This is a genomic window from Amycolatopsis lurida (assembly GCF_900105055.1).
In the GTDB taxonomy this organism is placed as follows: domain Bacteria; phylum Actinomycetota; class Actinomycetes; order Mycobacteriales; family Pseudonocardiaceae; genus Amycolatopsis; species Amycolatopsis lurida.
In genome coordinates this window covers 5,718,125-5,739,116 of sequence record NZ_FNTA01000004.1, presented here as the reverse complement: position 1 = coordinate 5,739,116, position 20,992 = coordinate 5,718,125, and the positions used below count along the sequence as shown (strand labels likewise).

The 20,992-nt window shown below is 68.5% G+C and carries 18 protein-coding genes; 13 read left to right on the top strand and 5 right to left on the bottom strand.

What is annotated here, in order from left to right:
• Positions 1–29 precede the first annotated feature (29 nt).
• Positions 30–539 carry a DinB family protein gene (locus tag BLW75_RS32655; protein ID WP_034308748.1) on the top strand — a complete coding sequence of 170 codons (510 nt, stop codon included), beginning with the start codon at positions 30–32 and terminating at the stop codon, positions 537–539.
• On the opposite strand, the gene dnaE is transcribed toward BLW75_RS32655, so the two are convergent.
• Positions 511–4,032 (bottom strand): DNA polymerase III subunit alpha, encoded by a 3,522-nt coding sequence (gene dnaE, locus BLW75_RS32650; protein WP_034308752.1) that lies wholly within the window; start codon positions 4,030–4,032, stop codon positions 511–513. The genes BLW75_RS32655 and dnaE overlap by 29 nt on opposite strands.
• Positions 4,033–4,151: 119 nt before the next feature.
• On the opposite strand from dnaE, the gene BLW75_RS32645 reads away from it, so the two are divergent.
• The 8 genes from BLW75_RS32645 to BLW75_RS32610 all read left to right on the top strand — a co-directional run bounded on the left by BLW75_RS32645 (position 4,152) and on the right by BLW75_RS32610 (position 13,408).
• Complete coding sequence (locus tag BLW75_RS32645) at positions 4,152–5,084, top strand: LysR family transcriptional regulator (protein WP_034308754.1); 933 nt, start codon at positions 4,152–4,154, stop codon at positions 5,082–5,084.
• 180 nt (positions 5,085–5,264) lie between these two features.
• Positions 5,265–6,686 carry an MFS transporter gene (locus BLW75_RS32640; RefSeq protein ID WP_034308756.1) on the top strand — a complete coding sequence of 474 codons (1,422 nt, stop codon included), beginning with the start codon at positions 5,265–5,267 and terminating at the stop codon, positions 6,684–6,686.
• Positions 6,686–8,161, top strand: coding sequence for an FGGY family carbohydrate kinase (locus BLW75_RS32635; protein WP_034308759.1), 1,476 nt, complete (start codon positions 6,686–6,688; stop codon positions 8,159–8,161). The genes BLW75_RS32640 and BLW75_RS32635 overlap by 1 nt, the downstream gene beginning before the upstream one ends.
• Positions 8,162–8,191: 30 nt before the next feature.
• Positions 8,192–9,862 carry a glycerol-3-phosphate dehydrogenase/oxidase gene (locus BLW75_RS32630; RefSeq protein ID WP_034308762.1) on the top strand — a complete coding sequence of 557 codons (1,671 nt, stop codon included), beginning with the start codon at positions 8,192–8,194 and terminating at the stop codon, positions 9,860–9,862.
• The gene (locus BLW75_RS32625) at positions 9,859–11,421 is read left to right on the top strand and encodes an FAD-binding oxidoreductase (protein WP_034308763.1); all 1,563 of its coding nucleotides are present in this window, start codon (positions 9,859–9,861) and stop codon (positions 11,419–11,421) included. Before BLW75_RS32630 ends, BLW75_RS32625 begins: the two co-directional genes overlap by 4 nt.
• A gap of 18 nt (positions 11,422–11,439) precedes the next feature.
• Positions 11,440–12,033, top strand: coding sequence for a glycerol-3-phosphate responsive antiterminator (locus BLW75_RS32620; RefSeq protein ID WP_034308765.1), 594 nt, complete (start codon positions 11,440–11,442; stop codon positions 12,031–12,033).
• On the top strand, positions 12,030–12,320 hold the full coding sequence (locus BLW75_RS32615) for a putative quinol monooxygenase (protein WP_034308768.1): 291 nt from the start codon (positions 12,030–12,032) through the stop codon (positions 12,318–12,320). The genes BLW75_RS32620 and BLW75_RS32615 overlap by 4 nt, the downstream gene beginning before the upstream one ends.
• Positions 12,320–13,408: a zinc-binding dehydrogenase gene (locus tag BLW75_RS32610; protein ID WP_034308771.1), complete on the top strand. Its 1,089-nt coding sequence runs from the start codon at positions 12,320–12,322 to the stop codon at positions 13,406–13,408. Before BLW75_RS32615 ends, BLW75_RS32610 begins: the two co-directional genes overlap by 1 nt.
• Here BLW75_RS32610 and BLW75_RS32605 read toward each other — a convergent pair whose 3' ends face one another.
• The gene (locus tag BLW75_RS32605) at positions 13,409–13,747 is read right to left on the bottom strand and encodes a hypothetical protein (RefSeq protein ID WP_091598747.1); all 339 of its coding nucleotides are present in this window, start codon (positions 13,745–13,747) and stop codon (positions 13,409–13,411) included.
• Positions 13,748–13,857: 110 nt separating this feature from the next.
• A complete protein-coding gene (locus BLW75_RS32600; RefSeq protein ID WP_091600031.1) occupies positions 13,858–14,817 on the bottom strand; it encodes a glycoside hydrolase family 25 protein in 960 nt (319 codons plus the stop codon).
• 129 nt (positions 14,818–14,946) lie between these two features.
• Between BLW75_RS32600 and BLW75_RS32595 the strand changes: the two genes are divergently transcribed.
• From BLW75_RS32595 to BLW75_RS32580, 4 genes are all read left to right on the top strand, one after another.
• The gene (locus tag BLW75_RS32595; protein WP_034308775.1) at positions 14,947–15,129 is read left to right on the top strand and encodes a hypothetical protein; all 183 of its coding nucleotides are present in this window, start codon (positions 14,947–14,949) and stop codon (positions 15,127–15,129) included.
• 202 nt (positions 15,130–15,331) lie between these two features.
• Positions 15,332–15,877, top strand: a complete 546-nt coding sequence (locus BLW75_RS32590) for a hypothetical protein (RefSeq protein WP_034308778.1) — start codon at positions 15,332–15,334, stop codon at positions 15,875–15,877.
• A gap of 27 nt (positions 15,878–15,904) precedes the next feature.
• Complete coding sequence (gene bcp / locus BLW75_RS32585; protein ID WP_034308781.1) at positions 15,905–16,381, top strand: thioredoxin-dependent thiol peroxidase; 477 nt, start codon at positions 15,905–15,907, stop codon at positions 16,379–16,381.
• A gap of 2 nt (positions 16,382–16,383) precedes the next feature.
• On the top strand, positions 16,384–19,560 hold the full coding sequence (locus tag BLW75_RS32580; RefSeq protein WP_034308783.1) for an NACHT domain-containing protein: 3,177 nt from the start codon (positions 16,384–16,386) through the stop codon (positions 19,558–19,560).
• Between the two features lie 51 nt (positions 19,561–19,611).
• Here BLW75_RS32580 and rdgB read toward each other — a convergent pair whose 3' ends face one another.
• A complete protein-coding gene (gene rdgB, locus BLW75_RS32575) occupies positions 19,612–20,217 on the bottom strand; it encodes an RdgB/HAM1 family non-canonical purine NTP pyrophosphatase (RefSeq protein ID WP_034308786.1) in 606 nt (201 codons plus the stop codon).
• The gene (gene rph, locus BLW75_RS32570; RefSeq protein WP_034309252.1) at positions 20,214–20,990 is read right to left on the bottom strand and encodes a ribonuclease PH; all 777 of its coding nucleotides are present in this window, start codon (positions 20,988–20,990) and stop codon (positions 20,214–20,216) included. Before rph ends, rdgB begins: the two co-directional genes overlap by 4 nt.
• Between the last annotated feature and the right edge of the window lie 2 nt (positions 20,991–20,992).

The following is a 20,992-nucleotide window of genomic DNA, read 5'->3' as shown; positions in this document are numbered from 1 at the left end:
CACCCTGTCCCGGAGGAAGGATCCCGCGGGTGCCCGCATCGCGTACCGAACTGTCGCGCTGGCAGTTCGATCTGACCTGGTCGTTGTTCGATTACCACCTCGCCGACCTCGGACCGGCGGACTTCCGCTGGGAGCCGTCGGCCCTGTGCTGGACGATCCGGCCGGACGGCACCCCGGACTGGGCCGACACCGAACCCGACCCGATCCCGGTCCCCACGATCGCCTGGCTCACCTGGCATGTCGGCTGGTGGTGGAGTGTCGCGCTGGATCACGCGAACGGGCGGACTCCGCGCGAGCGCGAGGCGATCACCTGGCCCGGTGAAGAATCCGCCGTCGAGTGGCTTCGCGGTCTTCGCGAGGAATGGCTGGCGGTGCTGGACCGGTTGACCGACGCCGACCTGGACGCGCCTTCCGCCTATCCGTGGGGCGAGGACGCCGGGCTGACCTTCGCCCACACTGTCGCCTGGGTGAACTCCGAACTGATGAAGAACGTGGCCGAGATCGGGCAGCTCAGGTTGCTGCGGCGCAGCTCGGTGTGATGCCGGGGATGGACTTCAGCTCGCCGAGGAGCATCGAACTGACGGCGACCGGATAGTCGTCGAGCGCGTACACCGTCTCGGCGAGTTCGACGCGGACCGGGGTCTTTCCCTTGTGCGCCAGCAAAGTCCGCTTCAGTTCGAGAACCGCGTCCTCGGTCAGCCGCTCGGCGGTCGCGTGCAGGGTCAACGGCGGCTCCCCGTCGCCCGCCGCGGAAAGATCGAGCGGGACGAGCCCGCCGCCGAACACGGACATCTTGTCCTCCCGCCAGTTCACCCGGCCGCTGACGCGGACGGCGTCGTCCTCGGCGAGATCCGCCGCGAACAGCGCATACGCCTTGGGAAAGAACAGCACTTCGAGCGCGGCGTCCAGATCTTCGATCGTGCAGATCGCCCATGGCTCGCCCTTCTTGTTCACCCGCCGCTCCAGTGACGTGACGATTCCGGCGACGACCAGTTCACCCTCGCGCGGCGGGTTGTCGAGGATCGCCGCGATCGGCCGGGGCGCGTGCGCCCGCAGGACGTGTTCGGCGCCGTCGAGCGGATGCGCGGACACGTACAGGCCGAGCATCTCCCGTTCGTGGGCGAGCAATTCCTTGCGCGGCCACTCTTCGTCGCCGAACCTGAGGTGCGCGAGCGGCGAGGTGCCGTCGTCGCTCTCCTCGCCCGGACCGAACAGGTCGAACTGACCCATCGCCTGCTTGCGTTTCAGCGGCACCACGGCGTCCACCGCGTCCTCGTGCACTCGCTGGATCGAAAGCCGCGTATGCCCGAGCGAGTCGAAAGCACCCGCTTTGGCCAGGGACTCGATGACGCGTTTGTTGCAGGCCACCAGTTCCGACTTGTCGAGGAAGTCGGTGAACGACGCGTACTTCCCCTTCTCACGACGGGTCTTGATGATCGCGTCGACGACGTTCGCGCCGACGTTGCGCACCGCGCCCAGCCCGAACCGGATCGCGTCCCCCACCGCGGAGAACCGGAGCCCGGATTCGTTGACGTCCGGCGGCAGCACCTTGATCCCCAGCCGACGGCATTCCGAGAGATAGACCGCCGACTTGTCCTTGTTGTCCCCCACCGAAGTCAGCAGGCCCGCCATGTACTCGGCCGGGTAATTCGCCTTCAGGTACGCGGTCCAATAGCCGACCAGGCCGTAGCCGGCGGCGTGGGACTTGTTGAACGCGTAGCCGGCGAACGGCAGGATCGCGTCCCAAAGGGCCTGCACGGCCTCGCGCGAGAAGCCGTTGGCGACCATGCCGTCGCGGAAACCCTCGAACTCCTTCTCCAGTACCTCTTTCTTCTTCTTGCCCATCGCCTTGCGCAGCACGTCGGCGCGCCCCATGGAGTAGCCCGCGACGTCCCGCGCGATCCGCATGATCTGTTCCTGGTACACGATCAGGCCGTGCGTCTCGACCAGGATCTCGCGCAGCGGCCCGGCGAGCTCGGGATGGATCGACTCGATCGGCTGCCTGCCGTTCTTGCGGTCCGCGTAGTTGTTGTGCGTGTTCATCGCGATCGGACCCGGCCGGTACAACGCGTTCACCGCGATGATGTCGCCGAATCCGGTCGGTTTCAGCCTGCGCAGCAGATCCCGCATCGCGCCGCCGTCGAGCTGGAAGACACCGAGACTGTCGCCGCGCGCGAGCAGTTCGTAGGTCGCCGGATCCTCGACGCCGAGCGTGTCGAGATCGATCTCCTCGCCGCGGTTGGCCTTGATGTTGTCGAGCGCGTCACCGATGACGGTGAGGTTCCGCAGGCCGAGGAAGTCCATCTTCAGCAGGCCGATGGCCTCGCACGACGGGTAGTCCCAGCCGGTGATGACCGCGCCGTCGTCCCTCCGCCACAAGGGGATCGCATCGAGCAGTGGTTCACTCGACATGATGACGGCGCAGGCGTGCACCCCCGCGTTGCGGATCAGGCCTTCGAGCCCGCGCGCGGTCTCGAAGATCTTGGCCGCCTCGCCGTCGCCTTCCAGCAGCGCACGGACCTCCGCCGCTTCGGCGTACCGCTCGTGATCCGGCTCGACGATCCCGGCGAGCGGGATGTCCTTCGCCGCGACCGGCGGCGGGAGCGCTTTGGAGATCCGGTCCGCGATCGCGTACCCGCTCTGTCCATAGTGGACGCGCGCGGCGTCCTTGATGGCCGCCTTCGTCTTGATGGTGCCGAAGGTGATCACCTGGGCGACGTGCTCGGCGCCGTACTTGTCGGTGGCGTACCGGATCATCTCGCCGCGCCGCCGGTCGTCGAAGTCCATGTCGATGTCCGGCATGGAGACCCGCTCCGGATTGAGGAACCGTTCGAAGAGCAGCCCGAGGTCGATCGGGTCCAGGTTGGTGATGCCGAGCGCGTACGCCACGAGCGAGCCCGCCGCCGAGCCGCGGCCCGGCCCGACGCGGATGCCGACGCGGCGGGCGTGGTTCATCAGGTCGGCGGTGATCAGGAAGTACGCCGGGAAGCCCTTGTCGGCGATCACCCCGATCTCGAAGTCGGCGCGGGCGAGGTACGCCTCGGGGACACCGCCCGGCAGACGGCGGCGAAGCCCGGCCGCGACCTCCTCGCGCAACCAGGACTCCTCGTCGTGTCCGTCGGGGACTTCGAAGACCGGCATGCGGTCGACGTGCCGGTAGACGTCGTCGTAGGGCTCGATCCGTTCGGCGATGAGCAGCGTGGAGTCCGCCGCGCCCGGGACCTCCGTGTCCCAGTACTCCCGCATCTCCTCCGCGGATTTGAGGTAGTAGCCGTCGCCGTCGAACTTGAACCGGCCGGGATCGTCGAGGGTCTTGCCGGACTGAACGCACAGCAGCGCCGAATGCGCGGCGGCCTTGTCCCGCGTGACGTAATGCGAATCGTTGGTGGCTAAGGGTTTCAGCCTGAGCCTGCGCCCGATGTCCAGCAACCCGTCCCGCACGGACCGTTCGATCGGGAGCCCGTGGTCCATCAGTTCGAGGAAGAAGCCGTCCGCGCCGAAGATGTCGCGGTAGTCCGACGCCGCCTGGATCGCCTCGCCGGGCTGCCCGAGCCGGAGCCTGGTCTGCACCTCGCCCGACGGGCATCCGGTGGTGGCGATGATGCCTTCGTGGTGCCGGGCGAGGAGTTCGCGGTCCATCCGGGGTTTGCGGTAGTAACCCTCCAAGCTGGCCAGGGAGGACAGCTTGAACAGGTTCCGCAACCCGGTCGCGTTCTCCGCCAGCATCGTCATGTGCGTGTAGGCGCCGCCACCGGAGACGTCGCCGCCGTCGCCTCGACGTCCCCAGAGCACCGGTTTCTTGTGGAAACGGGACTCCGGCGCGAGGTAGGCCTCGATGCCGATCACCGGTTTGAGCCCCGCCCGGACGGACTGCCGGTAGAACTCGTCCGCGCCGTACATGTTCCCGTGGTCGGTCATGCCCACCGCGGGCATGCCGAGCCGCCGGGCCTCGGCGAACAGGGGCGCGATCTTGGCCGCGCCGTCGAGCATCGAGTACTCGGTATGAACGTGCAGGTGCACGAAGGAGTCCACCGGCCACTCCTCACGGTTGTACGATTCCGGTCAGACGCGGCGATTGGACCGTTGGCGTGCCGGTGTTGTCCAACAAGCGACACGCGGCCGTCGACAACCACAAGTTGTAGGGAGACACAGTGGAGCTGGATCTTGGCGCGGTGCGCGCGTTCGTCGCGGTGGCCGACGACCGGTACTTCAGCGAGGCGGCGATCCGGCTGGAGATCAGCCAGCAGGCGATCTCCAAACGCGTCGCGAAGCTCGAGGCGGATCTCGGCGTGCGGCTGCTGTCACGGACGCGCGGCGGGGCGGAGCCGACCGAAGACGGCGAGGAGTTCCTCAACCACGCCCGTGCGCTGATCAGCCTCGCGGACCAGGCCGTCGAACGCCTCCACGGCAGGCGGCGGGCGCTGCGCGTCGACGTCCTCGGCACGCGGCTGGCGACCATGGAGGTCGTCCGGGCCTTCCACGCCGAACACGACGACGAACTGGAGCTCGTCACGCCCGGGCTGGGCGCGGTGCGCCGGTCCCTGCTGCCGGATTCCGTCGATGCCGCCTTCGCCCGCGTCAGCACCGTGCCGTCCCCCGGGATCGGCCGCACGCCCGCCTATCTGGAGCCGGCGAATCTGCTGGTCGGGCGACGGCATCCGCTCGCACGGCGGCGCCGGGTCGCGATGGCGGAACTCGACGGCCTGACGGCGTGGATGCCCTACAACGCGCGCGCCAGCGAATGGGCGGAGTTCTGGCAGGAACTGTGCCCGGAGTTCGGCATCCTGGTCGACACCGACGGCCCGAACTTCGGGCTCGAACACCACGTCGAGGTGCTGAGCGAGTCGACGGACAGGCTGGGTTTCGTCGGCGCGAAGATGCACGTGCCGTGGCATCCGGACGTCGTCCAGATCCCGCTCGTCGACCCGACGCCGGTGTATCCGTTCTCCCTGCTGTGGCGGCTCGAGAACCGGCACCCGACGCTGCGGTTGCTGATCGAGCACGTCCGCACCGCGTACCGGCCCTTCGATCCGGAGCGGCAGTGGCTCCCGGTGTCGGATCGGGAGGCCATGAGCGCGGATTGAGTCGATGGTCCGCCGACCGTCCTTTGTGGCCGGACCGGGCACCGTCTTGACGGGCCACGGATCGGGATCTACTCTTCTCCCTTCAGACAGGCACAGACGAAGAGCCACTGTCAGCGGTCTTCGTCGTGTCTGTTTTTTTGTGTCGGATCGCTGACAGCCAGCGCAGAAAGTTGGCGGTCCATGAGTTCATCGACGCTCAGCCCGACAGGCTCGATTTCGAACGTTTCCCAGGTAGCGGCACTGATCAACAGTCTTTCGAAGTTGCCGCGCAAGGCGAATCTGCTGTGGTACCTCGTGCTGGGCGGTCTTTTCCTGGACGCCTACTCCAACGCCGCGCTCGGCGCCGGACTGTCGCCGATGATCAAGGAACTCGGCCTCGGCTCCACCCAGGTCGGCGTGCTGACCGCGACCGCGCCCGCGGTCGCCATCCTGTTCAACCCGATCGGCGGCTGGCTGGCCGCCCGCATCGGGCGCGTCAAACCGCTCATCGCCGCCAAGGCGATCGCGGCGATCGGCGCGGTGCTGACGGCGACGGCGGGCGGCTTCGGCGAGGTGTGGTTCGGCCGCGGCCTGGTCGGTGTCGCCTACGGCATCGACTTCGCGGTCGCGATGGCCATGCTCGCCGAGTACACCCCCGCGAAACTGCGCGGACGGCTCAACCTCTGGCAGTCCGTCTGGTACGTCGCCACCACCGTGAACCTGGGGCTGACGCTGGTGTTCTTCCACCTCGACGCCGGGGTGGGGATCTGGCGGTGGTCCGTCGGCTCGGCCGGTGTCTTCGCGATCGCGCTGCTGGTCCTGCAACTGGCGTTCCTCGTGGAGAGCCCGTCGTGGCTCGCGGCCAAGGGCAGGCTCGCCGAGGCCGCGGTCAGCCTCCGCCGGATCTACGGTTTCCAGGTGACGCCGGGAGCGAAGAGCGGGCCGGATCCCGCCACGGAACAGAAGATCGGGTTCCGGCACGCGGGTGTGCTGTTCCGCAAGCCGTATCTGCCGCGGACCTTCCTGTCCACGGCGATCTCGCTGACCCAGTCGATGCAGTACTTCGCCGTCGGGTGGTACCTGCCGGTGATCAGCCTGGCGATCTTCGGCCAGGCTTTCCAGACCGCGACCCTCGGTTCGATGATCTTCAACATCGCCGGGATCATCGGCGGCGCGCTCTCGGCGTACGTCGGCAGGAAGATCGGGCTCCGGACGAGTTCGGCCATCGGGTACGCGTTCGCGTTCGCCATCCTCCTGGTGATGGGGCTGGGCTTCGGGAAACTGCCGATCGCCGTCGGCTTCCTGCTCCCGTTCCTGTTCATCTTCTTCCACTCGGCCGGTCCGGGTGCGAACGGCAAGTCGATCGCGGCGCTGTCCTATCGCAGCGACATCCGCACGCTCGGCACCGGCGTGACCGGGATGCTCGGCAGCTTCGGCAGTGTCATCGGGCTGTACGTGTTCCCGCAGATCAAGGAGGCGATGGGGCTGGGGCCGACGATCGCCCTGCTCGCGGTGGTGCCGTTCCTCGGTCTGGTCTCGTGCCTGATCGTCCGCTGGGACCCCACGCGCAGCGGGATCGATCCCGACGACGAGACGATCGACCTCAAGCTCAGGAGCGCCTGATGCGGCGCGGGATCCTGGCCGTCGACGAGGGTTCCACCGGGACGAGGGCGGCGGTCGTCGGCGAGGACGGCCGGTGCGGGCCCTCCTTCTACACCTCCATCGACGTGAGCCACCCCGAACCGGCGCAGGTCGAACAGGACGCCATGCAGCTGCTGGACCGGACCGTCGGCGTCGCCCGTCAAGCGGTGGCGTGGGCCGCCGAGAACGGCGTCGAGATCGCGGGCATGTCGATCTGCACGCAGCGGGCGACGGCCGTCCTGTGGGACCGGGAGACCGGGCGCCCGCTGGCCCCCGCCGTGGTGTGGCAGGACAGCCGTTACGCCGCGGAGCTGGCGCAGCTCGCTCCGGAGTGGGACCGGCACCTGTGGCCGGCGACCGGACGTCCGGTGGGAACTCGCGCCCCGTTCCTGTGGGCGGCACGGCAACTCGAGCGGCTCGACGTCCCGGCGGAGCGGGTGCTGTTCGGTTCCGTCGACACCTGGCTGGTGTGGCATCTCAGCGGTCGCGAGCGGTTCACGATCTCGGCGACCAACGCCGTCGCGTTCGGCGGATATCGGTTGCGTGAGCACACGTGGGACGCCGATTGGCTGGCAGCACTGGGTTTTCCCGCCGAGCTGGCGCCACCGCCCCTGGACGACGATGGCGATTACGGTCACACGGACCCGGAACTGCTCGGCATCCGTGTGCCGATCGCGGCGGTCATGGGCGATCAGCACGCCTCACTGATCGCGCTGGGCGCGCTGTCGCCGGGCCAGGGCACCTGCGTCCACGGCACCGGCACGTTCGTCGGCGCGCTGGCCGGGGACGAACCGCCCGAGGCGGTGGGCGGGCTCGACGGCGTGCTGTGCCTGGTCGCCTGGCGAAGCCGCGGCCACAGCCGGTTCAGCCTCGAGGCCTACACCTCGACCACCGGCTCCGCCCTGCGCTGGCTCACCGAAGATCTCGGCCTGTTCACCTCCGCGGCCGAAATCAGCGCGCTGGCCGCGACCCAGCCGAGCGGTGAGGCGACCTGGTTCGTGCCGACACTCGCCGGGCTGCGCACGCCGGTGCTGCGGCCCGAAGCGCGTGGCGTGCTGGCCGGGCTGAGCCTGGCCACCACACGGGAAGTCCTTGCCCGCGCGGTGATCGACGGGATCGCCCACGCGGTGAGCGACACCGTCGACGCTCTGCGGACGACCATGGACCGGCCTCTGACCCATCTGCGGGTCGGTGGCGGTCTGGCGGCGAGTGACGCGCTGCTCCAGAGCCAGGCCGATTTCACCGGTCTCGCCATCGAGCGGGTGGCGGATTCGGCGACCGCCAGCCTGCGCGGCGCCGCCTATCTCGCCGGCACGCGGCTCGGGCTGTGGTCGTCGCTGGCCGACGCGGTGGCCCACCGGCCGCCGGACCGGATCTTCGAACCCGGCCTCGCCGAAACCGACCGGCTGAAGCTGCGCGCGCGCTGGCAAGACGTGCTCGCCGTCTCGCTGTCGTGAATTCCCTGTTCTGATCGGAAAGGCTTCTCCATGTTCACACTGCCGTCCCGGCGGCCGAACGCCGTCGCCGCGGGAGCGACCCCTTCGGCACCCTTGCGACTGGACCGTCGCACCGCGTTGACCGGACTCGAAACCGGCGAGTTCGACCTGCTCGTGATCGGCGGCGGGATCACCGGCGCCTACACCGCGCTGGACGCCGTCTCCCGCGGCCTGTCGGTCGCGCTGGTCGAACGGGACGACTTCGCTTCGGGGACGTCGTCCAAATCGTCCAAGATGGTGCACGGCGGGCTGCGCTACATCGAGCAGGGCAACCTGGATCTGGTCCGGCATTCCCTGCTGGAACGCCAGCGGTTCCGCCGCAACGCCCCGCATCTGGTGCAGCGCCTGCCTTTCCTGTTCCCGATCCTGGCGAAGGACGGGGTTTTCGACGCCAGGATCGCCCGCGCCTTCGAGAGTCTCTTGTGGACATACGATCTCGCGGGCGGCTGGCGGATCGGCAAGCTGCACCAGCGGCTCACCGTCGACGAGGTGCTGGCGCACGCCCCCACCCTGCGCGCGGACCATCTGCGCGGCGGACTGATGTACTACGACAGCCGCGCCGACGACGCCCGGCTGACCCTCGCGATCGTGCGCAGCGCGGCCCGGCTCGGCGCCGTCGTCGTCAACGGCGCCGGGGTGACCGGCCTCCGCACCCGCGGCGGACGGGTGACCGGTGCGACGGTCGAAGCCGGCGGCGAGCGGATCGACGTCCGGGCACGCGTGGTCGTCAACGCGACCGGGGTGTGGGCCGACAGCGTCGACGGCATGGCCTCCGCGGGACACCGGCCTCAGGTGCGCCCGGCGAAGGGCGTCCACATCGTGCTGCCCTGGTCCAAGATCCGCAACGACTGCACGGTGACGGTGCCGATCCCGGGCCGGGCGAGGCGGGCGACGTGCACTCGCTGGGGCGACGTGGTCGTCGTCGGCACCACCGACACCGACTACGACGGCCCGACCGACGACGTGCACTGCACCCGCGACGAAATGGAGTTCCTGCTCGAGGGCGCCACGATCGCCTTCGACACCAAGCTCGGTCCCGAAGACGTGCTGGGCAGTTACGCGGGTCTGCGCCCGCTCGTCGGCGGTTCCGAGGGGGCCACGCTCGACATGCGGCGCGACCATCACATCACCGTCGCCTCGGGCATGGTCACCGTGACCGGCGGCAAACTCACCACCAGCAGGCATATGGGCGAACTCGTCGTGGACAGGGCCCTCGGGCTCCTGGGACGCAAAGCCCGTTGCCGCACCAAGAACCTGCCCCTGCTCGGGGGCGCCGGGTATGACGCCGAGGCCACCGCGGCGACCGGCGGGATCGCCGCGCACCTCGGCGGCCGCTACGGCACCGAAGCCCGTTTCGTGAGCGAGCTCGTCGACGAAGACCCCGCGCTCGGCGAGCCGCTCATCCCCGGCCAGCCGCATCTCAAGGCCGAGGTCGTGTTCGCGGCCAGGTCGGAACTGGCGCGTTCGGTGGACGACGTGCTGTCCCGGCGCACCCGGCTGCGGTTGTTCGCCAGGGACGCCTCCGCCGAGGCCGCTCCGCTCGTGGGCGCACTGCTCGGCGCCGAACTCGGGCTGTCGCCGGAAACCGTGGCCGCGCAAGTGGAGGACTATCGGGCGGACGTCGCCCGGGAGAAATCGATTCTGTTGGGAGACACCGCATGATCAGCAGCCAGGCCATCGCCCACCCGTTCAACCGGGGCAAGTACGTGGTCGGCGCGCCGACGCCGCCGCGCTGGGGCGACCGCACCCCACCCGGACAGGGGCCGGCGTCGCTGCAGACGACCGCCGTCCCCGTGCCCGCCGCGCTGACCGAGTCGCTGCGGGGTGTCGCGGACGCGGTGCACACCGACCATGACGAGGTCGTGCTGCGGACCCGTGACTGGTGGGCCGGTTCGATGATCGGCGAGACCGCGGGGAACCCGGCGACCCCGGACGCGGTGATCGCCGAAGTGAGCACGGTCGAGCAGGTCCAGGCCGTGGTCCGGCTGTGCGGTGAGCACCGGGTGCCGCTGACCGTGTCCGCCGGGCGCAGCAACGTCACCGGCGCGGCGCTCCCGGTCTTCGGCGGGGTGGTGCTGGACGTCTGCGGGCTGAACCGGATCCTGTCCTTCGACGCGGACTCCCAGGTCGTCGACGTGCAGGCCGGTATGTTCGGCGACCTGTTCGAAGCAGAACTGCAGAAGACGCACGGTGCCACCACAGGGCACTGGCCGTCCGCCTTCGCACTGTCCACTGTGGGCGGTTGGGTGGCCTGTCGCGGCGCGGGCCAGCTCTCCACCCGCTACGGGAAGATCGAAGACATGGTGGTCGGCCTCGACGTCGTGCTGGCCGACGGCACGCTCGCGCGGTTCGGCGACTACCCGCGGGCCGCCACCGGACCCGACCTGCGCCAGCTGTTCGTCGGTTCGGAAGGCACGCTCGGCGTGATCACCTCCGTCCGGCTGCGCACCCATCCCCTGCCTGGCTACGCCAAGGCCATCGCCTACGGTTTCGAAACCTTCGCCGCGGGGCTGGAGGCGTGCCGTCTCATCATGCAGCGCGGCGCGACCCCGGCCGCGATGCGGCTCTACGACAAGCTGGAGAGCGGAACGCATTTCGGCCTGCCGGACACCAACCTGCTGCTGATCGCCGACGAAGGCGACCCGGTACTGGTCGACGCGATGCTCCGCGTCAGCTCCGAGGTCTGCGCGGCGACCGGGTCCGAACTGGACGGTGAGGCCCTCTTCGAGCGCTGGCTGGACGAGCGGATGCTGGTCGGCAAGTCGGCCGACGGGTTCACCCCCGGCCCGGGTTTCGTCGCCGACACCCTCGAAATGGCCGGGGCGTGGTCGGCGCTGCCCACGATCTACGACGAGGTCGTTGCCGCGATCAAGGCCGTTCCCGGCACCTTGGCCGCGTCCGCGCACCAGTCCCACGCCTACACCGACGGCGCCTGCCTGTACTTCTCGCTGCGCGGCGACGTGGAGCCGGAGAAGCGGCGGCACTGGTACCGCTCGGCGTGGGACGCGGCCAACGCCGTGCTCGTGCGCCACGGGGCCGCGCTGAGCCACCACCACGGTTCCGGCCTGCTTCGCGGGCCGTACCTCGCGGACACGCTCGGCTCGGGCTTCGACACCTTCGTCGCCGTGAAGCGGACCCTCGATCCGCAGGGCCTGCTCAACCCGGGGAAACTCGGGCTGCCCAGTGACTTCGGGCCGAACCCCCTTGACTCCACGAGCTGATCGACCACTGTGGACGATATGAACGAGAGGATCACGGCGGCGTTCGCGGACGTCCCGGTCTGCGCGTCGGTGGTCGGCACCGCCAAGGTGGGCGATTTCGCGAACTCGGCGTCCCGCGTCGGCATCCTCGCGGCGGTCCCGGTCGGGCAGCTGGCCAAGATCGTGCCGGTGCTGACGGGGTTGAAGAAGATCCTCTTCGTCAACATCGACTCCTGTCCCGGCCTCGCCACCGATCGCGGCGGCGTGGACTTCCTCCAGGAGATCGGGGCGACCGGGGTGGTCAGCACCCGGGTCGCCCCGATCGAACGGGCACGCACGGTGTCGATGCTCACGATGCACAAGGTGTTCGTCACCGACCGGTCGAATCTGAACCGCAGCCTGGAAGCGGTGAAACGCAGCCGCCCCGACCTGGTGGAGCTCATGCCCGCGCCGATCATCCCCTGGATGTCGGCGCAGGCCCGCGAAGTCATGTCCCCGTTCGTGGCGGCCGGTTTCGTCACCGACCGGTCCGGGGTGGCCCATTCCCTCGCGATGGGCGCGCTGGGCGCCGCGTCGTCCGATTCGGGGTTGTGGTCGCTGACCCGATCCCAGCTGAGCGCAGGAGAAAAATGAGTTTTGTCGTGGTGGCCCGGTACGTGACCGCGCACCGGGACCGCGTCCTCGCACTACTGGAGCCGATGGCCGCCGCCTCACGGCGTGAGCCCGGATGTCTCCGCTACACCGTCCATTCCGGAACCGAGGACGGAGTCGTGGTGATCGTCGAGGAGTACGAGTCCGAACAGGACTTCACCGCGCACTGCGAGTCGGAGCACTTCCGGCGGATCGTGCTCGGCGAGGTCGTGCCGCTGCTGTCCGAACGCCAGGTCACCACCTGTGTCCCCGCCGGGAGCGAACGGTGATGCGGGTCCGGGGCGCGGTCCTCCGTGAAGTCGGCCGCCCGCTGGAGATCGAGACGATGACGCTGGAGCCGCCCGGGCCGGGTGAGCTGCTCGTCCGCGTGCGTGCCGCCGGGCTGTGCCACTCGGATCTGTCGGTGATCGAGGGCACCCGGCCCCGGCCGCTGCCGATGGTCCTGGGGCACGAGGCCGCGGGCGAGGTGGTCGAAGCGGGACAGGGCACCGGCTTCACGGCGGGTCAGCATGTCGTGCTGTCGTTCGTGCCCTCCTGCGGCGACTGCCGCCCCTGCCTCACCGGACGTCCCGCTCTGTGCGGTCCAGCGGCCGAGTCGAACCGGAACGGCACCCTGCTCGGCGGCGGCACCCGCTGGTCCTCCCCCGACGGCCGGCCGGGGCACCACCTCGGCGTCTCCGCGTTCGCCGAGCACATCGTCGTCTCGGCGCGTTCGGTGGTCGCCGTCGACGACACCCTGCCGTTCGACGTCGCGGCCCTTTTCGGCTGCGCGGTGCTCACCGGCGCCGGCGCCGTCTTCAACGCGACCGACGTACGGCCGGGAGACAGCGTCGCCGTGTTCGGCCTCGGTGGCGTCGGCCTCGCCGCGCTCCTCGCCGCGAAGGCCGCCGGCGCGGCGACCCTGGTGGCCGTGGACCTCGTAGCCGAAAAGCGCGAACTGGCGTTGTCCCTCGGCGCCACCCACGCACTCGAGGGCGACGTCGAGGCGATCAAGGAACTCACCGATGGCGGTGTCGACCACGCCGTCGACACCACCGGCGTGGTCGCCGCCCTGCACCAGGCCTACCGAGCGACCCGACCCGGTGGCACCACGGTCACCGTCGGCCTTCCCGACCCGTCCGCCGAGATCGCGTTGCCCGCGCAAAGCCTGGTGGCCGAGGAAAAGACGCTTCGCGGCAGCTATCTCGGCTCGTGCGTCCCCCGCCGCGACATCCCCCGCTTCATCGCTCTCTACCGGGCCGGGCTGCTGCCCGTGGAGGCGTTGCTGACCCACCGGATCGGCTTGGAGGAGATCAACACGGGATTCGACCGGCTGCGGCGGGGCGCCGCGGTCCGGCAGGTCGTCACCTTCGCTTGATCAAGGTTCGGGGGCGATGTGCCTTCGCAGCTCCTTGGCGACTCTCGCCGGGAGAGCGAGCACAACGCCTTCGAGCATTTCCCTCGCCTGCCATGGGTCACCGCAACACTCCCAGACACCGCAGCCCTCGCTGTCGACCCGAAGCCGCCAGTACGGATTCGTGAGGAACTCTCGCCAGAGACGCAGCGCGGTCCGAGTCGCGCCTGGCCCGAGATAGTTCCGGGAACGTTCGAGCCGGGTGAGCTCGGCGGCGAGCGCGGGCGAAAAGCCCTTACCGAAGTCGGCCGGGTGTCGAAGTCGCAGCTCTCGCCGGACTTGCGTCGGAGCTCTACGCGGCATGGCCCTTTCGAAGGTTCGTCATCCGACCATCCTGCCACGAACCGGAAGTCCGTGAAGGCCTCCTTCCCTACCCTCAAGGTAGTGAAGGAGGCCTTCACGGACTTCCGGGCTCAGCCGACGATGTCGATCTCGAAGTCCACGGCCGAGCTGTACTCGAAGTCGGCCCACACCGCGCCGGGCAGCCGGTAGCGCCGGTGCGAGACCGTCTTGGAGACGAACCCTGGCTGATCCATCGGGTTGTAGCCGATGCCGACTTTGTCGCTCCCCCAGGCGTAGATGTTCCCCTGGTAGACAGGCGAGTCGGTGATGCCGTCGCCGTCGATACGCGGCCGCACGATGATCGCGGCCGTCTCGCTGCCCGAAAGCAGCAGCCGCACCGACGTGGTGTCCATGCTGGCCGGAATGGTTCTGCGTTCCATGAGTTCTGTCGTCGCCTTCCGTTTCGGGGCGGCGCCGCCGCCGGTCAAGTGGGCGTTCGTGTAGGACTCGTTGAGGTCGACACTGCTCGCGCGGATACCGGGGACTCGGCCGGCGTCCGAGTACTGATGCACGTCGTAGTGGCCCGCCGCGGCATCGGGTCTGGCGCCGTAGCGCGCGATCCAGATGACGAGGTCCCGTACGCCGAACCGGTCGGGGCGCAGCATCTTGGCGAGTGAGTTGTTCATGTAGATCCCGGGGCGGAAGCCGTGTCCCGCCACGCGGTTGCAGAACCTGATCGAGAAGTCCCGCTTGCGCCCGTCGGGGATGTTCGGCGCCCCCGAACCCGGCGGATTGTCCTCGAGGTCGAGCATCGGGACGCAGCCGGTCGCCCCGAGCCGCCGGACCTCCGCGATCAACACGTCGGCCTGCGCCTCGGGCGAGGGGCTCGCCTGAGCGAAGTGATAGCCGCCCACCGGGATTCCCACGGATCTCGCGCCCGCCACCAGCGCGTCGCCGGTGTTGCGCCCGCCGTTCGGCAGGCCACCGCCGTCCGTGAGCTTGACGAAGACGAAGGTCACGCCATGATCCTTGACGGCCTGCCAATTGGTAACGGATTGGAAGCGACTGTAGATATCTATTCCCAGCGCCATCATTACAGCCTGGCGGGTGAACCAGTTGGACAAAAGGGCCTAGTGGGCGATAGCCGGTGCGCCCGATTCGCCCTTTTGGGCGGCCCCTCCATGGCTGACGCGGTACGGCCATACCCGTACTGTGACGACATGGCGTCTCGAAGCCCCATTCGCTGGCTGACCCGCTGGGCCGACTGGTTCGAGGAGCGCGGCGTCTATGTCCCCGGCGAGGAAAGCCGGGCGGTCGATCCGATGCGCGATTTCGGCTGGTTGATCGTGGCCTGGGTGTCCGGTCTGGCGATCTTCATCCTGTTCTTCGCCTTCGCCGTCTGACCCCCTCGGCGATGTGCCACCGAGGTGACGACTGTCACTAGTCGTGTCCTTCCGATCACGGATCGGCCACGGCTGTACACCAGGTGCGCCTCAACCCGGCCTCGCCGCTCCTCTCGGCTGCGGAAGACCGTCAGTCTGGACTCTTCGGCACTAATACCTACCTCGAACGGCCCACCCGCACCGCCGACTGGAGTAACCCCACATGGCGCCCCCGCGCACCCCGAAGCTCTTGATCGCCACCTGCTCGTTGCTGCTGGCGACCGCGTGCGGGGTTCCGGCACCGGAAAAAGGGGCCGCCGTGCTCGGCGCGGACGCTCCGGCGCAGGGCTTGGCCGCGACGCACGCGGAAGGCGACCTCGCCTTCGGTGCCCCGCACCGGTTCGCGACCGGGGTCACGATCTCCGTGTCCGCGCCGAAAGCGTTCCGCCCCAGCGCGTCGGCGTACCCGCAGAGCCCGCGCGCGGTGGCCTTCGGCATCGAAGTGACGAACGCGGGCGAGGGCACCTACCGGCTCTCCGGCCTGGCCGTGACGGGCGAGGTCGACGGAGAGACCTCCGCCGTCAAACAGGTCGTCGACCCGGTCCAGGGCTACAACGGCATCGCGGACGCGGGCAAGGACGTGGCTCCCGGCCGGTCGGTCCAGCTGAACCTCGCCTTCGCCGTTCCGGACAGGCCGGTGAGGCTGCGCCTGCAGGTGCGGCCCAGTCCCTCGGAGCCTGTCGCCGCGAAGTACTGCGGAAAGGTCTGACGCCGCCGATTCGCTACCGTGTGCGTCATGACCGAGCAGCGACTTTCCCCCGGCGACAAAGCGCCCGACTTCACCCTCCCCGACAGTGAGGGCAACGACGTCAAGCTCAGCGACTTCCGCGGCAAGTCGGTCGTCGTGTACTTCTACCCGAACGCCGGCACGCCGGGCTGCACGAAGCAGGCTTGCGACTTCCGGGACAGCCTCGCGCAGCTCAACGACGCCGGCTACCAGGTGCTCGGCATCTCGCCCGACAAGCCCGCGAAGCTCGCGAAGTTCGTCGAGGCGGAAGGGCTGACCTTCCCGCTGCTGTCCGACACGGAGAAGACCGTTCTCAAGGCGTACAGCGCCTTCGGCGAGAAGAAGAACTACGGCAAGGTCTACGAAGGCGTCATCCGCTCGACGTTCGTCGTCGACCCCGAGGGCAAGATCGCCGTGGCGCAGTACAACGTGCGCGCCACGGGGCACGTCGCGAAGCTGTTGCGGGACCTCGACCTGGCGTCCTGACGATGACGGGGCTGGAGGGACCCGCACTCAAACTGGGCGGCACTATCGCCATGCACGCGGCGAAGTCGTGGCTGCAGCGGCGTCGGAAGAAGACCGAACGCGAGTCGAGCCTCGCCGAGCTGGCGGCGGACGAGCTCAAAGGACCGCTGGAGAAACGCAAGCTCGAGAACCTGGTGGAGACGATCGGCCTGCAAGTGGCCGAAGAGCTGAAGCCGATTCTCGCCGGGCGCTTCTCATCGCTGCCCGAAAACGAGATCACCGCGGCGTTCCTCGCCGTCGAGGACACACTCGGCAAAGTCGATCTCTCCGATGAAGCACTCCTGGCGGATGACGCCGACCCAGAACTTCTGGCCCGGCGCGTCCGCGAACAGTTCCCGGCCCGCTCGGCCATGCTCGCCGAGCGGGCGGCGAATCTGTACGAACTGACCCTGGATCAGGCGTGCCGTCATCTGGTGATGGTGGTGCGGCATCTGCCGTCGTTCCAGCCGTCGGCACTCGCCGAGATCTTGGGACGGCTGACCCGGCAATCGGACCAGCTGGACCAGCTCCTCGCGCGGATCCCGAAGACGAGCCTCACCGCACCGGCGGGAACCGATCACGACGCGGAGTTCCGAGCGGAGTACCTGAGCCTGCTCTCCCGCAAACTGGACAGGCTCGACCTGCTCGGGCTGACCAAGGACGATCAGCCGACGCTACCGCTGACAGTCGCGTACCTCAGCCTCTCCGTCTCCTCGGAAAGCTCGCGCGGGGACGACCTGCCGAAGGCCTGGTTCGCGAAACACGCCGGCCACCGCCGCGACGGGACGACCATGCGGGCGGAAAGCGCGATCGGGGAAGAGCACCGGACGCTGGTCCGCGGCGAAGCGGGTTCCGGTAAGACCACCCTGTTGAACTGGCTCGCGATCGGCGCGGCGGGCGACCGGTTCACCGGAAAGCTGTCGACATGGAACGGATTCGTCCCGTTCCCGATCCGGCTGCGGAGTTTCGCCTCCGGCGATCTCCCCGGCGCCGAGCATTTCGTTGCGCACGCCGCGCCCACACTCGCCGGACGGGCACCCGCGAACTGGGCGGACCGTGTATTGCGAAGCGGAAAGGCGATGATCCTGGTCGACGGCGTCGACGAGGTCGAAGCACCACGCCGCCGGAAGGTCAAGGACTGGCTCCACGAACTCGGGCTGACCTATCCGGAAGCACGTTTCGTCGTCACCTCCCGGAGCGCGGCGGCCGATCAGCGGTGGCTTTACCAGGAAGGTTTCGGCTCTGTTCTGCTGGAACCGATGAGCTCGACCGACATCCACGCGCTCGTCGACAAGTGGCATGAGGCCGCGGTTTCCGTGCGCCCCGAAGAAGATCTCGACGATGCCCGGCGACGACTGCTGAGTCAGCTGAACAACCGCCCGCATCTGCGCACGCTGGCCTCGAGCCCATTGCTCTGCTCGATGCTGTGCGCGTTGAACTGGGCACACCGTTCCGAATTGCCGCGTGACCGGATGGACCTGTACCGCAAAGCGTTGTCGATGCTGCTGCACCTGCGCGACACCGCGCGCAGCATCACCGTCCTGCTCACCGAACAGCAGAAACTGATCCTGCTCGGACATCTGGCCTGGCGGCTCACCTCCAGCGGCAAGGTCGAACTGCCGAAGGACGAAGTCTTGGAGCACATCGCCTATCGGCTGGGCTGGATACCGCACGTCGACCACGACGCGGAAGAAGTGCTGAACCATCTCCTCGAACGCAGCGGAGTGCTGCGAGAGCCGGTAAGTGGCCGGGTGGACTTCGTGCACCGGACCTTCCAGGAGTTCCTCGCCGCGAGCGAAGCCACCGACGCACGCTATCTGGACACCCTGATCGCGAACGCGCATCGGGACACCTGGCGAGAGACCGTGATCATGGCCTGCGGCCACGCGAAGCACCATCAGGCCGACAAGCTGCTTACGGAGATTCTCGACCGTGCCGACGCGGAACCGCAGCACACCCGCCGCTTACGCCTGCTCGCGGCGGCCTGCCTGGAAACGGTCAGCAACATCGATCCGGCCGTGATCAAACGAGTCGAGCAGAACATCCGGGAGCATCTCGTCCCACCGCGAGACCTTCGCGAAACCCAGTCCCTGGCGTCGGTCGGCCCCCGGCTCTTACGCTATCTCCCGGAAACCACCGACGGGCTCAGCGAGGCCGCCGCCGCCGCGACCGTCCGGGCGACCACACTCACGGCGGGCGATGACGCTCTGCCGCTTCTGCGCAACTTCGCTCAGGATCCCCGGCCGAAGGTCCAAAAGCAGCTCAGTGAGGCTTGGCAGTACTTCGATCCGGGACGCTTCGCCGATGAAGTCCTAGCCGATTCTCCTTTGCAGAACGGCAAGTTCGAAGTCAACGCCGGCAGGCTGTTGCCCTATGTGGACCGGCTTCGGCATCTTGACGCTTTGTCCGTCAGGCTCCCCAGCTCCGAGAAACAGCCCGACCTCGGCTTGCTCTCAGGTGTGCCCGCACTCCAGACGCTCGAGATGAGCTTCGGCGGGAACGTTGTCGTGGACGTAACCACCCTGACCGACCATCCGGCGTTGACGGAGGTCAGACTTTTCTTCGCCAAGAAGTACACCGGTCTGCAAGCTCTGAAATCCTTGGCAGCGCTCAAGGAAATGGCCTTCTTGCGGTCCTCGCCGTGGCGAGGCCTGGAAGCACTCGGCCGCCTTGAGCAGGTACGTACTCTGACGCTCGATCACTTGGAGTCGATCAAAAGTCTCGAGGCACTGGCCGCGATGACCTCGCTGACGAGACTCCGCATGTGGGAGTGTTCTCCTCGCACGATGGCCGCTACACCACCGATGCCCGGAATCACCCAGCTGAGCCTCTACAGCGACTTGAAAACCGGAATCACCGCACAGTTGATCGCCGAGACATTCCCCGGCCTGATGTACCTTTCGGTGGACTCCGCCGACATGACGGATTTGGCCCCCCTGGCCCATCTCCCGCTGACGTCACTCAGTCTGTTGTCGTGCACGCTCAGCGACCTCAGCCCGCTGGCCTCGCACCCGACGCTGAAGACCTTCTTGATCTACGCGAACGAGGGAGACGCCGTGGACGTCCGTCCGTTGGCGGATCTCGACATCAGCCTGCGCGCACGACCAGAAGCCCGCATTGTCGGACTCGACGAACTCGGGCCCCACGTGAAGTTCTTCTAGCCGTCGTGAGTGGTGATTCGGGCTTCACCCCGAATCACACTCACGACCAACTCACCCCGCCAGCTTGCGCAGCTCTCCCACCAATGCCCGCAGCGCCTTCCCCCGGTGCGAAGCTTCGTCCTTTTCGGACGGCTCCAGCTCCGCGGAAGTCCGCGTCCCGCCCTCGGGCACGAAGATCGGATCGTAGCCGAATCCGTTGGTACCACGGCGTTCCCGGATCAGCGAGCCGCGCCATTCGCCACGCACCACGGTTTCGTCACCGCCGGGCACGACCAACGCGGCCGCGCAGACGAAAGCGGCGCCCATGCGCTCGTCGGGTGTGTCGGACAGCTGCGCCAGCACGAGATCCAGGTTCGCCTCGTCGTCTCCGTGCTTGCCCGACCAGCGCGCCGAAAGCACGCCCGGCATGCCGTTGAGCGCGTCGACGGCGATGCCCGAATCGTCGGCGATCGCCGGGAGGCCGGTCGCGGCGGCCGCGTCCTGGGCCTTGGCGAGCGCGTTGCCTTCGAAGTCCGGAGCGGTTTCGGGCGCTTCGGGGAACTCGGGGACGTCGGCGAGGCCGATGACCTCGACGCCTTCGATCCCTTCGGCGATGAGGATGCGCCGGAGTTCACCCAGCTTCTTCGCGTTGCGGGTGGCGAGGAGCAGCTTGGTCACTTCGCGCCCTTCTTCTTGTCCGGACGCGGCTCGGGCAGTTCGCCGGGGTACGGCAACGCGAGCGCCTCGGTCTGCAACCGCGTCAGTTCCTCACAGCCCGCGAGCGCCATGTCCAGCATGGTGTCCAAAGTGGACCGCGCGAAGGTGGCGCCCTCGCCGGTGCCCTGTACCTCGATCAGGGTGCCCGTGTCGGTGGCGACGACGTTCATGTCGACCTCCGCGCGCGAGTCCTCCTCGTAAGGCAGGTCGAGGCGCACCCGGCCGTCGACGACGCCGACGCTCACCGCGGCCACCGAAGACGAAAGCGGCTGCGGGTCGGCGAGGCGGCCCGCCGCGCCGAGCCAGGTGACGGCGTCGGCGAGCGCGACATAACCGCCGGTCACCGCGGCCGTGCGGGTGCCACCGTCGGCCTGGATGACGTCGCAGTCGATGACGATCGTGTTCTCTCCCAGCGCCGCCAGGTCGATGCAGGCGCGCAGGGACCGGCCGATCAGCCGGGAGATCTCGTGGGTGCGGCCGCCGACGCGGCCCTTGATGGATTCGCGGTCGCTACGGGTGTTGGTCGCCGACGGCAGCATCGCGTACTCGGCGGTGACCCAGCCGAGGCCGGAACCGGCCCGCCAGCGGGGGACGCCTTCGGTGACGCTCGCCGCGCACAGCACCCGGGTGTCGCCGAATTCGATCAACACCGAGCCCGCGGGCCACCGCTGGAAGCCGCGGGTGATCTTGATGTCGCGAAGCTGGTCGTCGTTCCTGCCGTCTTTTCTCGCCACGG

What these genes read in the sequence shown, in the direction of transcription:
- BLW75_RS32630 (WP_034308762.1), top strand. Translation starts at nt 8,192, where the DNA reads ATGTTCACACTGCCGTCCCGGCGGCCGAACGCCGTCGCCGCGGGAGCG.
- BLW75_RS32605 (WP_091598747.1), bottom strand. Translation starts at nt 13,747, where the DNA reads ATGCCGCGTAGAGCTCCGACGCAAGTCCGGCGAGAGCTGCGACTTCGA.
- BLW75_RS32625 (WP_034308763.1), top strand. Translation starts at nt 9,859, where the DNA reads ATGATCAGCAGCCAGGCCATCGCCCACCCGTTCAACCGGGGCAAGTAC.
- BLW75_RS32590 (WP_034308778.1), top strand. Translation starts at nt 15,332, where the DNA reads ATGGCGCCCCCGCGCACCCCGAAGCTCTTGATCGCCACCTGCTCGTTG.
- BLW75_RS32620 (WP_034308765.1), top strand. Translation starts at nt 11,440, where the DNA reads ATGAACGAGAGGATCACGGCGGCGTTCGCGGACGTCCCGGTCTGCGCG.
- BLW75_RS32610 (WP_034308771.1), top strand. Translation starts at nt 12,320, where the DNA reads ATGCGGGTCCGGGGCGCGGTCCTCCGTGAAGTCGGCCGCCCGCTGGAG.
- BLW75_RS32595 (WP_034308775.1), top strand. Translation starts at nt 14,947, where the DNA reads ATGGCGTCTCGAAGCCCCATTCGCTGGCTGACCCGCTGGGCCGACTGG.
- BLW75_RS32615 (WP_034308768.1), top strand. Translation starts at nt 12,030, where the DNA reads ATGAGTTTTGTCGTGGTGGCCCGGTACGTGACCGCGCACCGGGACCGC.
- BLW75_RS32580 (WP_034308783.1), top strand. Translation starts at nt 16,384, where the DNA reads ATGACGGGGCTGGAGGGACCCGCACTCAAACTGGGCGGCACTATCGCC.
- BLW75_RS32640 (WP_034308756.1), top strand. Translation starts at nt 5,265, where the DNA reads ATGAGTTCATCGACGCTCAGCCCGACAGGCTCGATTTCGAACGTTTCC.
- bcp (WP_034308781.1), top strand. Translation starts at nt 15,905, where the DNA reads ATGACCGAGCAGCGACTTTCCCCCGGCGACAAAGCGCCCGACTTCACC.
- BLW75_RS32600 (WP_091600031.1), bottom strand. Translation starts at nt 14,817, where the DNA reads ATGGCGCTGGGAATAGATATCTACAGTCGCTTCCAATCCGTTACCAAT.
- BLW75_RS32635 (WP_034308759.1), top strand. Translation starts at nt 6,686, where the DNA reads ATGCGGCGCGGGATCCTGGCCGTCGACGAGGGTTCCACCGGGACGAGG.